10 protein-coding genes and 1 pseudogene are annotated in these 15,024 nt (G+C 38.5%); 4 read left to right on the top strand and 7 right to left on the bottom strand.

Features of this window, described 5'->3' with window-relative positions; genetic code table 11:
* The first annotated feature begins 88 nt into the window (after positions 1 to 88).
* On the top strand, positions 89 to 619 hold the full coding sequence (locus tag ABXH34_RS13220; RefSeq protein WP_353572356.1) for an agmatine deiminase family protein: 531 nt from the start codon (positions 89 to 91) through the stop codon (positions 617 to 619).
* A 90-nt stretch (positions 620 to 709) separates the two neighbouring features.
* Here the strand turns inward: ABXH34_RS13220 and gyrB are convergent, their stop codons facing one another.
* Positions 710 to 3,112, bottom strand: coding sequence for a DNA topoisomerase (ATP-hydrolyzing) subunit B (gene gyrB, locus ABXH34_RS13215; RefSeq protein ID WP_353572355.1), 2,403 nt, complete (start codon positions 3,110 to 3,112; stop codon positions 710 to 712).
* 207 nt (positions 3,113 to 3,319) lie between these two features.
* Here gyrB and ABXH34_RS13210 point away from each other — a divergent pair, with 207 nt between their 5' ends.
* Positions 3,320 to 3,730 (top strand): antitoxin Xre/MbcA/ParS toxin-binding domain-containing protein, encoded by a 411-nt coding sequence (locus ABXH34_RS13210; protein WP_353572354.1) that lies wholly within the window; start codon positions 3,320 to 3,322, stop codon positions 3,728 to 3,730.
* A 19-nt stretch (positions 3,731 to 3,749) separates the two neighbouring features.
* Here the strand turns inward: ABXH34_RS13210 and ABXH34_RS13205 are convergent, their stop codons facing one another.
* From ABXH34_RS13205 to ABXH34_RS13185, 5 genes are all read right to left on the bottom strand, one after another.
* Positions 3,750 to 5,513 (bottom strand): tetratricopeptide repeat protein, encoded by a 1,764-nt coding sequence (locus ABXH34_RS13205; RefSeq protein WP_353572353.1) that lies wholly within the window; start codon positions 5,511 to 5,513, stop codon positions 3,750 to 3,752.
* A gap of 100 nt (positions 5,514 to 5,613) precedes the next feature.
* Positions 5,614 to 5,910: an accessory factor UbiK family protein gene (locus tag ABXH34_RS13200; RefSeq protein ID WP_353572352.1), complete on the bottom strand. Its 297-nt coding sequence runs from the start codon at positions 5,908 to 5,910 to the stop codon at positions 5,614 to 5,616.
* A 335-nt stretch (positions 5,911 to 6,245) separates the two neighbouring features.
* Positions 6,246 to 7,274 (bottom strand): lipopolysaccharide heptosyltransferase II, encoded by a 1,029-nt coding sequence (gene waaF, locus ABXH34_RS13195; protein WP_353572351.1) that lies wholly within the window; start codon positions 7,272 to 7,274, stop codon positions 6,246 to 6,248.
* A 105-nt stretch (positions 7,275 to 7,379) separates the two neighbouring features.
* A complete protein-coding gene (locus ABXH34_RS13190) occupies positions 7,380 to 7,580 on the bottom strand; it encodes a zinc-finger domain-containing protein (protein ID WP_353572350.1) in 201 nt (66 codons plus the stop codon).
* 75 nt (positions 7,581 to 7,655) lie between these two features.
* Positions 7,656 to 8,582, bottom strand: a complete 927-nt coding sequence (locus ABXH34_RS13185; protein WP_353572349.1) for a branched-chain amino acid transaminase — start codon at positions 8,580 to 8,582, stop codon at positions 7,656 to 7,658.
* Between the two features lie 366 nt (positions 8,583 to 8,948).
* Between ABXH34_RS13185 and ABXH34_RS13180 the strand changes: the two genes are divergently transcribed.
* Both ABXH34_RS13180 and ABXH34_RS13175 read left to right on the top strand, forming a co-directional pair.
* A complete protein-coding gene (locus tag ABXH34_RS13180) occupies positions 8,949 to 12,119 on the top strand; it encodes a two-partner secretion domain-containing protein (RefSeq protein WP_353572348.1) in 3,171 nt (1,056 codons plus the stop codon).
* 38 nt (positions 12,120 to 12,157) lie between these two features.
* Positions 12,158 to 12,255, top strand: a pseudogene (locus ABXH34_RS13175) (transposase); the annotation flags it as partial.
* Positions 12,256 to 12,510: 255 nt separating this feature from the next.
* On the opposite strand, the gene ABXH34_RS13170 reads toward ABXH34_RS13175, so the two are convergent.
* Positions 12,511 to 14,538, bottom strand: a complete 2,028-nt coding sequence (locus tag ABXH34_RS13170; RefSeq protein ID WP_353572347.1) for a thiamine pyrophosphate-binding protein — start codon at positions 14,536 to 14,538, stop codon at positions 12,511 to 12,513.
* Between the last annotated feature and the right edge of the window lie 486 nt (positions 14,539 to 15,024).

Below are 15,024 nucleotides of genomic sequence, written 5' to 3'. Positions count from 1 at the left end.
CTGTATTCCATCTCTCATATTATAAGCCATTCTTGAGTTTAGGGAGATAAATCTGTTCGCCTGAAAGGCGAAGGTTTTAACCTTATACATGGAAATAAAGAATCAGCTTATAAAAGATTCAGGATGGAATAACATTGCTATTATTGATGAACTTGAAGGAGACACGACAGGACATGCCGATGGGATGGTTTCTTTTATTGATACAAATGTTTTAGCTTTAAGCGATTTGGGTGATAAAGCAATGAATGCCAAATACAAAAATAGCTTGCAGACACAACTAGGGCCTGAGATAAATGTCGTTGTAGTTCCAAGCGCATATAATCCTACAAAATGGAGAGGTTTTACCAGTGCCTGTGGTGCTCATGTAAATTCGTTAGTGAATGATAAGTACGTATATATGCCGCTTTTTTTTGATGATCCAGAAAATACTGAAATTGATAAGGATATCTTCAGCCTTTTTAAGGATAATACTAAAAAGACAGTAGTACCTATATCCGTTCCTCATGTAATATGTCGCATGGGAGGCAATCTCCGCTGTTTAAGTTGGCAGGTAGAAGGCCAAATAGCAGATAAACTAGTAGCGGCTGCGGCATCTGCTTACGATTCTATGTTTAAGTAATACGCATGGATAAATCATAACTCAGAAAAGCTTAACTTGCTCATTCATCAATAAGGTTTGGGAATGAGCAGGATTATTTAAAAATATTGATTAAGTATCCAAATTTGCGACTAATAAGGCATTTTTCTCAATAAAGTCACGACGTGGCTCAACTTGATCACCCATTAATGTGGTAAAAATCTCATCAGCAGCAACCGCATCTTCAATTCGCACTTGTAACAAATTTCGCGTATCAGGATTCATCGTCGTATCCCATAATTGATCTGGATTCATTTCACCCAAGCCTTTATAACGCTGAATGCCTAAACCACGCTTAGTTTCACTCAATAACCAGCGCATCACATCATGAAAGTCACTAATATCATGGCGTTTTTCGCCACGTTGAATATAGCCACCTTCAGAGATTAAATCCTTAATTTGTTCACCCAAGGTCACAACACCCAAATACTCAGGCGATTCAAAAAAGCTTTGGGTTAATGAGTAAATCCGTTCAACACTATGGGTCACAGTATGGACATGAATGGCAATTGCACCGTGCTCATCAGTGCTAGCCAATATGCGATATGTTTCAGCTTCATCCTCAAGTGATGTTGTAAGCTGGTCTAACCATTGTTGAATTTGGGTAATATCTTGAAACGCATCAATTTCTAATGCAGGCATATCAACCATCGAAGCTAATACCGCTTGGGGTACAAGATGACTTAATCTAGCCAACATTGTTGTGACTTTAATATATTGACGACATAGCTTTTCTAACTCTTCGCTGCGTAATGCGGGTGCATCAGGCGCAACAAATAACTGGCTATTTTGCAAAGCCAAACTCAACAAATAATCATTTAAGGCTTTGTCATCTTTCACATAATGCTCTTGCTTGCCTTTGGTCACTTTATACAATGGCGGTTGTGCAATATAAATATGGCCACGCTCTAATAATTCAGTCATGTGACGATAGAAAAAAGTCAACAATAACGTCCGAATATGACTACCATCCACGTCCGCATCGGTCATCAAGAAGATTTTGTGATAACGTAATTTTTCTATATCGTACTCATCTTTACCAATCCCACAACCTAACGCAGTAATTAACGTACCCACTTCAGCCGACGATAACATTTTGTCAAAACGGGCTTTTTCTACATTTAGAATTTTACCTTTTAATGGCAAAATTGCTTGAGTACGTCGATCACGCCCTTGTTTGGCAGAACCACCCGCAGAATCACCTTCCACAATATATAATTCAGACAATGCAGGGTCTTTTTCCTGACAATCTGCTAATTTTCCCGGAAGTCCTGCAATATCTAACGCGGTTTTGCGTCGAGTCATTTCACGTGCTTTACGAGCTGCTTCACGTGCTCTGGCCGCTTCAATAATTTTATTAGCAATGCTTTTGGCTTCGCTCGGCGTTTCCATTAAAAACTCTTCAATTTTCTCTGCAACAACCGCTTCAACAATGCCTTTGACTTCGCTGGAAACCAATTTATCTTTAGTTTGTGAAGAAAACTTAGGATCAGGCACTTTAACTGATAAGACAGCCATTAAGCCTTCACGAATATCATCGCCTGTGGTGCTGACTTTATGCTTTTTCTGAAAACCTTCTTTGTCTAAATAAGTATTAAAAGTTCGAGTCAATGCCGCACGAAAACCCGCTAAATGCGTACCGCCATCACGTTGTGGAATATTATTGGTAAAGCAGAATACACTTTCTTGATAAGAATCATTCCACTGCATCGCAATTTCGACTGCAACATCATCTTTTTCAGTATTGATATAAAATACGCTGGGGTGAATCGCGGTTTTCTTGCTGTTTAAATGCTCAACAAAAGAACGAATACCACCTTCATATTCAAACAAATCCTGTTTGCCTGTGGTTTCATCTTGTAGATAGATTTTGACCCCAGAATTGAGGAAAGAAAGCTCTCTAAGCCGTTTTGCCAAGATATCGTAGTGAAATTCAATATTGGTAAACGTTTCTGCACTGGGTTTAAACCGAATTTTTGTGCCCGTTTTTTCCGTATCACCCGTGGAAACAAGCGGTGCTTGTGGAACACCATGAACATAAGTTTGCTGATACACTTTATTGTCACGATAAACCGTCAATTCTAGTAATTCAGATAAGGCATTAACCACCGAGACACCAACACCGTGCAAACCGCCAGAAACCTTGTAGGAATTATCGTCAAACTTGCCGCCTGCGTGCAATACAGTCAAAATCACTTCAGCAGCAGAACGGCCTTCTTCTTGGTGAATATCAACAGGAATACCACGCCCATCATCGGTTACAGTCACAGATTGGTTATGATGAATTTTAACTTTAATTTCAGAGCAATGACCTGCTAAAGCCTCATCAATCGCATTATCGACCACCTCAAACACCATGTGGTGTAAACCTGTGCCGTCATCCGTGTCGCCAATATACATCCCAGGGCGTTTTCTGACCGCATCTAAGCCTTTTAAAACCTTAATATTTCCAGAGTCGTAAGCTGTATCCGTCATTATTGCTCCCATAAGCATATTTTTGAACTTATTCTAACATTTTTATGCTTTAAATTAAACTGTTAAGTATTTATTTCAACAAGAGAAAATACCTGTAGCTCTGTGGTAATCTAATATAAATTTTGTTGTTTTTAAGCACTTGACATCCTAGAGTTTATCTTTCATGCTTAAATCAATCTTTTATTCCTCTTGCTCAAAGGATATTTTATGCAAGTTAGCCCGCAGCAACGCACCACTTTATCCCGTATTGTGATGCAGATTTTGGATGATTGGGAAATTGCTGATAACGATAAGATCACTATACTCAGCTTGCCTGCGGAAACCAAACCTAGAGTAATGAACCGCTATCGTAATAGTACTGAGCTGCCTGATACGCCTGAAATTAATCAACGTATTGAGCAATTGGTTGCTATTTCTGAAGCCTTGCGCACCACATATCCGCACAATTACCGTATGAGTATGCACTGGCTAAATACACCGCATCGCCGTTTTAACCAAAAAACCCCATTAAGTATGATTTTAGATCAGGGCTTAAGTGGCATGATGGCGGTACGAGCGGATTTAGATTGTGCTTATGCGTGGTCACTCACCGAGGATATGAACAGCCCAGCAAGCTAATGGCTCAAAATGATGATTTTTAATCTGAATATTGGGTAAAACGTTGTTCTGCAAGTTTTTCAACATTTTTGTGTCCTAATTGCCATAGCACTTCTTCTACTTCAACATTGATAAATTGTAGTTCAGGGCTTTGTTTTTCATAATATTGGCGTAAACGATAGGCCGCTGTAAGTGCTAATTCATCAACTCCCCAAATCAGATAATTTTTTGATACAAAATGTAATAAATAACGCCGCACCAAGTCAAAATAAGCAATGGTTTGAGGATTAGATTTCACCACGATAACATTGGCTACAAACTCTTCCCATGATGTAATCTGCCGTGAACGCACGCCCATATCTGCATCAGGAATAGTATCAATTAAATAACTTAATGGTTTTTCTACAATCGCATCAATATCTAAACTAATAATCGGTTTTTGATAGGTTTGTAACCATTGCGCCATATTTAAAAATCGCCCAAATGTATAATAGGTTTTTAATTGGGTGCTATCTGCCAAATTCACTTCTTCAAAACTCACACAATAACTTGCAATCGCTTGTTGTTCGAGAAAAGCCTTTGCTTGTGCTAAAACTTCATCGGTTGGATTCATAATATGTAAATGCAAATGAATCGCTTCATGACTGTTTTGTAACAGACTATTTACAAAGTTTTTTGCATATTTGCTGAAATAATTAGCATCACAAGAAGCTGTGACCACATAATCAAACTGTCCTGTTTTTTGTGTGGCAATTTGCGTATGGCTAGGAAAATCAGTGTTTAATAATTTTTGATAAAATTCAGGGCTAAAATGTGTGGCTAAGGCTAATTGATGAGCCGCGATACCTTTCTGCGGATTTTCTGTAACGATTTTTTCCAATTCACGAAAGTGCTGCTCCGCTTTATCTAGCTGATTGAGAAACACATAGCAAATAGCTAAACGCTTTAATGCACCCAGTAATAATGCAAAAGGTAAGGTTTTTTGTAATTGAGCTTGATAATGTTGGATCACTTGTTCAAATGCTTGCTTTTCCTCAATATTTTGCATTCTATGCAGAGTAACAGCAAGACTAAATTGTGCATCAACAAAGTCTGGTTTTTGAGCAATAGATTGGCGAAAACGTTGTTCTGCTTCTATAAATCGGCGTTGGAATAAATAATTCAAGCCTAAATAGTAATAAGTGATGGGGTTATGTGACTGTAATTTGATCGATTTTATAAATAAATTTTCAGCTTCTTGATAAGCTTTCTCAGTTTTATAATAAGATAACACCAAACCTAATTTACTGTGATATTCCGCATTTTTTGAATCAAGAGAAACCGCTTGACGAAAAGCTTGTTCAGCTTCCTCTTTTTGTTGTAATTGATAATAAGCAATGCCCAATTCTGAGTAAATTTTAGCGCTGGGTTTTAATTTTAAGGCTGTTTGCGCCACTTTGATGACTTGAGCATAATGTCCTGATTTAGCCAGTGCATTGATAAAATTGGTATATAGCTCAGGATTTCTATTATCTAATTTAACCGCTTTCTGATACATGGCCGCTGCTGGCTCAAATTGATTAGCTTGTTCTAATAAATAGCCTAAGTTGGAATAGCTACGTGCTTCTGGCTTAATTTGGAGCATTTGCTGAAATATGGCGCGGGCTTGGTCAAAGTGTTTGGTCTGGATTGCAAGTACGCCCAGTAAATTTAAAGTTTCGAGATCGTTAGGGGATTTTTTTAAGATTTGCTGGCATAAGTTAACACTTTTTTGCAATTCACCTTTTTGATAAAACTCGACAGCACGTTGAAACTTTTTATTCATAATTAAAAACCCAAGGACTGGCAGTCCTCATTTTTGAAAAATCTTGCTTTTTGTGGTTTAAAAGGATTACCAGCCTTAAATAATTAGAATAAAACCGTTTTTACGCAGCAGGTGTTTCTTCAATGTTTAGAGCTGGGCTACCTGTTGCTGGTGACAGTTTAGCTTCTAATGCCGCCATTTGTTGTTCTAAGCCATCGACTTTAGCCCGAGTTCTGGCTAATACTTCCATTTGCACATCAAATTCTTCACGGGTCACTAAATTCATGCGGCGAAATGTTGATTCCATTGCAGCACGAAGGTTTTTTTCCATATCTTTTTGTAAATCGGTTACGCCTTTAGGTAAGGCATCAGAAAATTGTTTAAAAAAGGTTTCAAAATTCGGTGGGGTTGTATTCATGATTAACTCCTTTAGGGGTTGTGCTTTACTACTGTAGTCAATTTTGTCTCGCGGACGGGCAGTCCTTTTACACTTTAAATATCAATCAGTTTCAAAATCTAGGACTGGCAGTCCTGTTATTATTTAAATATCAATCAGTTTTAAAATCTAGGACTGCCAGTCCTGTATCATTTTAAAGTAAAAAGACTATAGCGGAGAGAAAGCAATGAAAGCTTATTATTTTCACATTGTGAATATGCAAGTCCTGTCAAAGATCAATCATTGTCTAAAACCGATCGATCTCACTCAAATCAAATGCAGTACAAGCATGGATAATATCGATAAAACCAACATATTTATAACAACAGATTTAATACTTGCTCAGGCTTAATACTGCGTAAGCACTGGTAATGTTGATAGCGACAAGTACGTTTAAAACAAGGGCTGCATGATATGCCGTTATATAAAATTTTAGCATGACGACTTAAAGGCGGTGTCATCACAGGCGTTGACGAACCATAAATGGCAATCACTTTTTTATCCAAAGCGGCCGCAACGTGCATTAAGCCAGAATCATTCGTCACAACAGCATTGGCCAAGCTGAGTAAATTCACTGCATCGGCTAAATCGGTTTGACCACAAAAACTAATACAGTCTATTTCTGCCGAACCTGACAATGCTTCAACTCGTGCACCCACCGCACTATCTTTCGGCGAGCCTAAAATCCACACTTTCCAGCCTTGAGCAATCACTTTCTTGGCTAAAATGGCGTAATACTCCAACGGCCATTGTTTAGCAATACCATATTCTGCACCGGGGCATAAGGCTAAAATAGGCTGGTGGGGGTGTTCAAGATTGAGCTTTTCTAAACTACGAGCAATATTGCCTGTAGATAAATATGGTGTGGGCGGGGTAATGTGTCCAATACGAGGGTCATGCTTTTGCATTCCTAACGCAACAAACTGATCCACTGTGCGCCTTAATGTTAGTTTATTTTTAAGCCGTCTATCATTGAGCAAACCATAACGCATTTCGCCTTTGTAACCAGTGCGGGTCGAGGCTTTTGTCCAATAAGGGATCAGTGCTGATTTCCAAGAATTAGGCAAAACAATCACTTGCTGATAGCGTTCACAGCGTAATTGTTCACCTAATTGGCGACGTTTATCCCAAGCCAGCTCACCATGTTGAATATCATGGCAAATGATACGACGGACTTCTGGCATCAATTTGAGTAAGCCCGCACTCCATTGAGGCGCAAGCACATCAATCACAGTATTTTGATGTTCAAGCTTTAGAAATTTAAATAAACTCTGAGCCATGACCATATCGCCAACCCAAGAAGGGGCAATGACAAGAATAGCAGGCGTTTGCGTTGAGGTTAACACGGAGCATCCCAAGAATTGAAATGAAAGATTTATGTAAGCATTTTTTAGGATTGGCAGCCTTGTTGCTCAAAATTGCCAAACCTGAATATACTTAAACAACGACGGTTATGCAGCTTTTTTACTCACTAAAACATATTCTGCGCCACAATACTGGCAACGCGCTTTACCATCAGGCGAGTCCGCCACAGGAATAAACACTTTTGGATGGGAATCCCACAACGTCATATTTGGCATTGGGCAATGTAACGGTAAATCACTTTCCGTGACTTCATATATTTTTTTGTCGTTTGGCGTGTTTTGACTCATCGTTTTTTATTCCTAAAATACGTGACGCAGTGCGTCTTAACTCGATTCCCACACCAAGTGCAGGAATGAGAATGCTTAATTGACGTAAGTTAACCAATCTTGATGTTTTTCATGGCGGCCATAAACCACATCAAAATACAGACTTTGTAATTTTTCAGTAATTGGGCCTCGTGTGCCAGAACCAATGGCTCGATTGTCTAATTCACGAATCGGTGTGACTTCGGCCGCTGTACCCGTGAAAAAGGCTTCATCTGCAATATACACTTCATCACGCGTAATCCGTTTTTCTTTGACTTCTAGGCCTAATTCTGCGGCTAAAGTAAAGATTGTGGAACGTGTAATCCCATTCAACGCAGAGGTTAAATCAGGTGTGTAAATGACATTATCACGAATAATAAAAATATTTTCACCGCTGCCCTCAGCCACATAGCCTTCATTATCTAATAATAAAGCTTCGTCATAACCACAAGCAATTGCTTCTTGTAACGCCAACATTGAATTCATGTAGTTGCCATTGGCTTTGGCTTTACACATGGTGATATTGACATGATGACGAGTATAAGAAGAGGTGCGAATTCTAATCCCTTTTTCTAAAGCATCTTCACCTAAATAAGTACCCCATGTCCACGCGGCGACAATCACATGTACTTTTAAATTATCGGCTCGCAATCCCATGCCTTCTGAGCCATAAAAACACATTGGACGCATATAGGCACTGTCTAAATTATTTTTTTGTACCGCATCAATTTGCGCTTGATTCAATGTATCCTGATCGAAAGGGATATCCATTCCTAAAATGTGAGCAGAATCAAATAAGCGGCGCGTATGTTCTGGTAACCGAAAAATAGCAGCTCCTTTATCTGTCTGATATGCTCTCACACCTTCAAACACACCCATACCATAATGTAAAGTATGTGTTAACACATGGGTTTTTGCATCGCGCCAAGGAACCATTTCCCCATCGAACCAGATGAGACCATCTCGGTCACCTATTTCAGCCATTTTGTATTCTCCTTAAAAAAATAGATGCTTTCATTATCGGGCTTTATTTTACACCAGAAACGGATAGCAAAGTAAATTGCAAAAATATTTTCAATTAATAATCAGTCGAGATGGGGTTGGTTCAAATTAAAGTAATCAAAATGATGAAATAAATTATGAGCGACCGTTTACCCCAAATCTTAAGTGATATTAAAGCAGTGGATCGAGGTTGATTGTTAATTGAAATTTGGACTGGAGCAATACTCATCAAGTGGATGCTCACAAGCGATATGTTAAAAAATGGCATACTATTCCTAAAATAAGGAATGAATATATATTTAATCATATGCAAAAAAATCTTTAGAAGCAATTCCAAGGAAATTTATTATGTTTTTACGAATAGCTTTATTATCCATTTGTTTCATAGCTGTACCAGTACAAGCGGAAATTTTAATTGATAGCAAGCCTTTATTGCCCAGCAGTGGACTGTATGATATTTCTCAAGATTTAGGACAAACTGTTGGTCATAACTTATTTCATAGCTTTGATCGCTTCAACTTAAATCAAGGTGAAATTGCACAATTTTCTGGCTCTGATTCAATTCAAAATATTATCTCTCGGGTGATTGGCGGCGAACCCAGTTTGATTAATGGCACGTTACGTTCGATGATTCCCAATGCGGATTTTTATTTTTTAAACCCCTATGGCATTTTATTTGGCGCGTCGGCACGATTAGAAGTGCAAGGCAGTTTTCACGCATCGACCGCTGATTATTTGAAATTATCTGATGGTGGCGAATTTCACACTCGTTTTCCTGAACAAGATATTTTAAGCATTGCCTCTGTCGCTAATTTTGGTTTTTTAACCGATAATCCTGCTCCGATTTCTATTACAACTGTGGGTGAACTTAATCAAGAATTGGCCAAGCTATATTATGATGAAAATGCAGAATTAATTTACAGCAAAGCCCCATATAAACTCCTTGCAAATCAGCAATTTTCCCTTATCGGTGGCGACATCGAGATTTCAGGTCATTACGACAATAATTCAGTGTTACCTTTAATGTATTTTCCACAAGGTCATATCAACTTAATTGGCATTGCATCTCAAGGAGAGGTCGCGATTCAAGCCGAGCAAGTGCAATTAACAGGATTTAGTCAATTTGCAAATATTAGTTTAAACAATGTGTTGGCGGAAAATCATGGCGGTTGGCTGTTTATTCAAGGCAATCAGTTAACTATTAATGATACAAATATTATTTCAACTGTATTGAGTCACGATCATGCCAGCCATGCCACGATACGTGCTCAAGCTGATATTGCTTTAAACCAAACTAAAATCAATTTGAGTACTGAAAGCCAAGGTCATGCGGGCAATATTTCGATTGAAACCCAAGCTGACTTTAATCTATACAATTCGGAAGTTGATGCGTTTACGACTGAACATGCGTTAGGTGATGCGGGTGATATTACGATCCAATCCCAAAATATCAATTTAGATAATAGCTCAATCAGCTCAAACACTTACGGTAAAGGTAATGCGGGACATGTTACGATAAACAATCAAAACCAGATGAGTTTAAGCAGGAGTTCTAATATTTCCTCAAATACATTAGGCCAAGGTCTTGCGGGTAATGTTTCACTGTTTAATCAAGGCAATCTCAGTTTATTTGATGGTGCAGCAATAACCTCAAGAACGGAAAGTATTGGCGATGCGGGTAGTGTTGTTATCAACAATGAAGGTGATATGACACTAGACCAGAACACCAGCATTAAATCGGATACGCAAGGTATCGGCAATGCGGGACATATTGTTATTACAGCAAATAATATTCTGTTACAAAATGATTCAGGAATATTCTCGTCTAGTGAAGGCAGCCCTGACAATATCAATCAACAAGGTAGTAATGCGGGTAATGTCAGCATTGATGTTCGCGATACGTTACGTATTCAAAACAATAATAATGCGCCCAATCAAAGAGGCAGAGCAAGTAATATCAGTTCTTATGTTGAAGCTGAATTTAGAGCCAATCAAGCAACATATACAGGTATTGGTGGTCAAGTTGAGATTAAAGCTAGAAAACTGCTGCTTTCTAATGGTGGACAAATTTCAGTCAGTTCACTTGCGGTAAAAGGAGGTAAAACATTGCGCGGTGGCAATATCAATATTGTGGCTGAAGAGATTGAATTATCTGGAGTTAATTTATACGGTGAAACTGAGTATGGATTTGGTAGTGGAATTTATGCACGTAGTTTGGGTATTGAAAATAGCGCAGGCGATGCAGGTCGTATCAGCATTCAAGCCCAGCGTATGTTAATCAGTGGTGGTGCTGTAGTGGAAAGTAGTTCTGATAATTATGCAAATGCAGGTGATATTGACATCAACGTCACTGAATCTTTAGACATCCATGGTAATGCCAATGACATTGCATTGTTTGAGCCTCAGAGAGCACAACTAGAATATTTAGAAACTTACTCCCCACAAAATTACAACCAATCAACCAGCGGCATTTATTCCCAATCCAGCAGTCAAAATCAACAAGCAGGTCGTGGAGGGCTAATTGATATTAATGCCACACAATTGCAGCTTAGTGATAATGCTAGCATTTCAACTTCCAGTGCGGGTGGGCAAGATGCTGGGCATATCAGCTTACGGCTCAAACAGCTCTTGTTAGACAATCAAGCGGAAATCATTTCAGAAAGCCAGCTTAACAATGAATTTACGGGACAAGGTTCTCCATCACAAATAGACAATATGGCTGAAGCAGGGTTTATTTTTAATGATACGAGCAGTCAAGAGCGATTCATTTATACGGGTGATGAATGGATACCATTGGGTAAAACTTATCGAGTGAATGACTTAGCAGAACGTAATCATTTACAGGTTCAAACAGGTGATTTAGTCACGGTGCATAATGTGGGTAATGGGCAGCATGATGGATTTTTATACAATAATGGACAATGGATTCAGCGGGTGCGCGGCGGTAATGCGGGCAATATTGCAATTGATACTGAGACGTTACAGCTTGCCAATCAAACTGAAATCAGTACCAGTACAATTAGTGGCGGCGGTGGTGAAGTTTCATTGAATATTGCTCAAATGGCTTATTTTAACAACAGTCAAATTAGCACCAGCGTGCAAGAAGGTGTAGGGAATGGTGGTGGTTTAAGCTTGATTGAACCACAATTTTTAGTGATGAATAAAGCCCAATTGGTTGCTCAAGCTTATCAAGGTCAAGGCGGTAATATTAGTATTATTGCAGAGCAGTTTTTGAAAACACCAAATAGTTTAGTCTCTGCTTCATCACAATTGGGAATTGATGGAAATGTGCAAATTGATTCACCTGATGAAACGGTCAGCAGTGGTTTGTTGGTTTTAGGTAAAAGTTTTACTAAACGGATTCAAATTTATGATGCGTGTAAAACGTCATTAGCAGGACAGTTACCAACTGAATTTCAACTACCACTGAGTTTTAAAGTTGATTTATATCAGCGGCCAAATGATTTTATAGGAGATTGGCAGTCAAGTGATGCTTATACCAGAGAGATTTGTTATTAATATTTGCTGACGGCTTGGTTATGCGCAAAACGGATTGATTGAGAAGGATAAAAGGAGGTTCGGCAATAAAACTATTTGAGGAATTTTTCCCTTAAAAAAGAGGTATTGGGGAAAATACTTTTGGGCTAGAGGATATTGAAGACTCATTCTTTAATAATAACAGGGCTTGGTCGCTCTGTATCCATGCTTTCAGCCACCAAGCTCTCTAATCCACCAATTTGTAGCTGGTGGTTGTTTAATATATACCTTAAAAATATCCAAATTATTGATTGATTAAAAAATAAGAATATTAAACAAAATGTTTATTCGAGCCTGAACTTTACATCAATAGCTTTAGTGTCCGTCTTCAGCTATTGATGTCGTTAGGAAAGCTCTTTAAAGATATTATTGTTTAAGGTATTAAGGTATTAACGCGCATACCCATTGGCGGTACTTCTTCTCGATCAATCTTGATATCCAGTAATGTAGGCCCTTTACGGTTTGCAATCTCATTAAAATCTAACATTTCTATATCATGTACCGTATTAACTGTATAGCCCACTGCGCCAACAGCATGTGCCATCATGGCATAATCGACAGGAGGTAATTCATAGCCAATCTCTTTAGCTCCAGTTAAACGCTGACCGTGCATCACCATACCCAATGCACTATCATTTAAAATCACAAAAACAACAGGTAATTGCTCAGCAACTGCTACGGTGATTTCCTGACCACTCATCAAGTAACTTCCATCACCCGTAATGCATACCACAGGCGAATTTTTTTTACCCTTAGTCGCAAGTGCAATACCCACGGCACTACCAATTGCCCAACCCATACTGCCCAAACCCATCGCTAAACTATAACGTCTTGGTTTCTTAGGAAATAAATAATGTGTAGACCACGCAAAGCTATTGCCTGTATCAGCAAGATAATGGGTGTTTTCTGGAAAGCGCCGAACCAATTCGCACATCAAACGCTGAGGTTTCACAAGTTGAGATTTGGATTCAGGATTATTCGAACGACGATAACGATCTGGTTTATCAATGGAGATATGGCGTGGGGCACATTCACAACCTCGTTGTCGGCGGTCTTTTCTAATGATATTTAGTGCTTTCGCTTGCTTTGATTTAGACGAGTCAGATGTAGCCTTTTCTAGTTTGGCTTGAATGTCTTTAAACACATTGAATAAACTGTTTTTTTCATTAGCCGCTTTAGGTTTTGTTGAATTGACTAACTCGCCGAAGACATCGGATAGCTTGCCGCAAACATGTAAACATGCCATTGGAGAACGTGTAAAATACTTTGGCGCATGATGAATATGCACTAGTTTGGAATTCATTAAAATATTGTTCCAGCCATCAGTAGACCATTCACTTAAGGTCGTACCTACTGCTAAAATTAATCCTACATTCTTAGAATGTATGACTTCACGCGCACTGGTATGTCCCGCAAAACCAAACACCCCAAAATATTGCGGATGATTTGAATCAATACGCATTTTACCCTCAGGTGTCGTGACAATTTTTGCTTTGATACTTTTGTTATCACCAGAAATTTCAGCTACTTGGTTATTGATAAATTCGACAAAATCCACAAGATGCTTAGCCGCCTTTTTATGACAATTACCACCAACTAGGAATACCAATTCTTTATCCTCTTTCAACACGTGGCCAATTTTAGAAATAAGCTGTTTCATGGCTTTTCTATCGATAAGATGCAGTTTTTTAAATAATCTAGATTCGAAATGAACAGCGGAAATGCCTATCGCATCGGGAGAAGAGTTAAAAATATCGATCGGCACACTTAAACAAACAGGGCCTCTGGGTGGTTGCAATGCTACGGTAATAGCATCAATTAATTTGGATTCAAACTGATCTTTATGTGACACAATACTGCTGTACTTGGTACATTGTCCAAGCATATCTTGGGTATCAAGTGCGTCAGGTGAGGATTCTTGAAACGCACCACGCCCAAAACTAGAAATAGAAGTTTGTGCAGTAATCACCAATAGCGGGATACTGTTCGCATAAGCTGAGGCTACACCTGTTATTAAGTTAGTTGTACCTGGTCCTGTAGTTGCACAGCATATACCCAATTTACCTGTTTTGCGTGCATAACCATCAGCCATAAACGCAGCGCCAGCCTCATGACGTGCTACAACCGCTCTGGGCCAACTGGGATCGTTTTTTTCATGACTACGGGCTAAGGCATCATACAAAGGTGCAATCGCGCCACCCGGAATGCCAAACACATATTCAACACCCAGTTTATGGAAATATTCTACTGCCAAATCAGCAAAAGTAAAACGATCATTATCAACGGGTTTGCCAAAAACAAGGTTGTTTTCAGATGATACAAGTTCGGGTATTGATTCTTCTAAAACAATAGTGGTTTCTAAATCCACACCCTCCAACAAAATTTCTTCTACTTTAGACATATTACTTCCCTTCGCCATTTCTTTAAAAATTAATTTTTTTTATTGAGTTAACACTCTGCAACATTCAAAATGTTGGCAACTCTTTGAATATTAAAGAATGCAAGCACAATCACAGCTCTTACCATCTGAAACAATGTGCTGGTAGCATCCAACTTAAAGCAATACTTTGGACATTTTTTGAAAATTCCCATCGTCTAAAATATTAACCATTTGAAAAAAAGATTTTGCATTTTGACTAGGAGTTTTAAATATATTGAAAACAAATCGTTATAAAAAATATCCGAAGTATCGTTAAAGAAAACATAACAACATTGAATTTTTTTATTGAGTTAACACCCTACAACATTCAAAGCATTGCCAACTCTTTGAATATTAAAGAATGCAAGCACAATCACAGTTCTTACCACTGAAACGATGTGCTGGTAGCATCTAACTTAAAGCAATATTTTGGATATTTTTTGAAAATTTCCATCGTCTGAAATTGTA

It is taken from the genome of Candidatus Albibeggiatoa sp. nov. BB20, assembly GCA_016744725.1.
Classification (GTDB): domain Bacteria; phylum Pseudomonadota; class Gammaproteobacteria; order Beggiatoales; family Beggiatoaceae; genus Albibeggiatoa.
Note: the sequence above shows the minus strand (reverse complement) of the source record. Positions and strands in the feature narration are given on the sequence as shown.

What these genes read in the sequence shown, in the direction of transcription:
- ABXH34_RS13170 (WP_353572347.1), bottom strand. Translation starts at nt 14,538, where the DNA reads ATGTCTAAAGTAGAAGAAATTTTGTTGGAGGGTGTGGATTTAGAAACC.
- ABXH34_RS13185 (WP_353572349.1), bottom strand. Translation starts at nt 8,582, where the DNA reads ATGGCTGAAATAGGTGACCGAGATGGTCTCATCTGGTTCGATGGGGAA.
- ABXH34_RS13210 (WP_353572354.1), top strand. Translation starts at nt 3,320, where the DNA reads ATGCAAGTTAGCCCGCAGCAACGCACCACTTTATCCCGTATTGTGATG.
- ABXH34_RS13190 (WP_353572350.1), bottom strand. Translation starts at nt 7,580, where the DNA reads ATGAGTCAAAACACGCCAAACGACAAAAAAATATATGAAGTCACGGAA.
- gyrB (WP_353572355.1), bottom strand. Translation starts at nt 3,112, where the DNA reads ATGACGGATACAGCTTACGACTCTGGAAATATTAAGGTTTTAAAAGGC.
- ABXH34_RS13180 (WP_353572348.1), top strand. Translation starts at nt 8,949, where the DNA reads ATGTTTTTACGAATAGCTTTATTATCCATTTGTTTCATAGCTGTACCA.
- ABXH34_RS13205 (WP_353572353.1), bottom strand. Translation starts at nt 5,513, where the DNA reads ATGAATAAAAAGTTTCAACGTGCTGTCGAGTTTTATCAAAAAGGTGAA.
- ABXH34_RS13220 (WP_353572356.1), top strand. Translation starts at nt 89, where the DNA reads ATGGAAATAAAGAATCAGCTTATAAAAGATTCAGGATGGAATAACATT.
- ABXH34_RS13200 (WP_353572352.1), bottom strand. Translation starts at nt 5,910, where the DNA reads ATGAATACAACCCCACCGAATTTTGAAACCTTTTTTAAACAATTTTCT.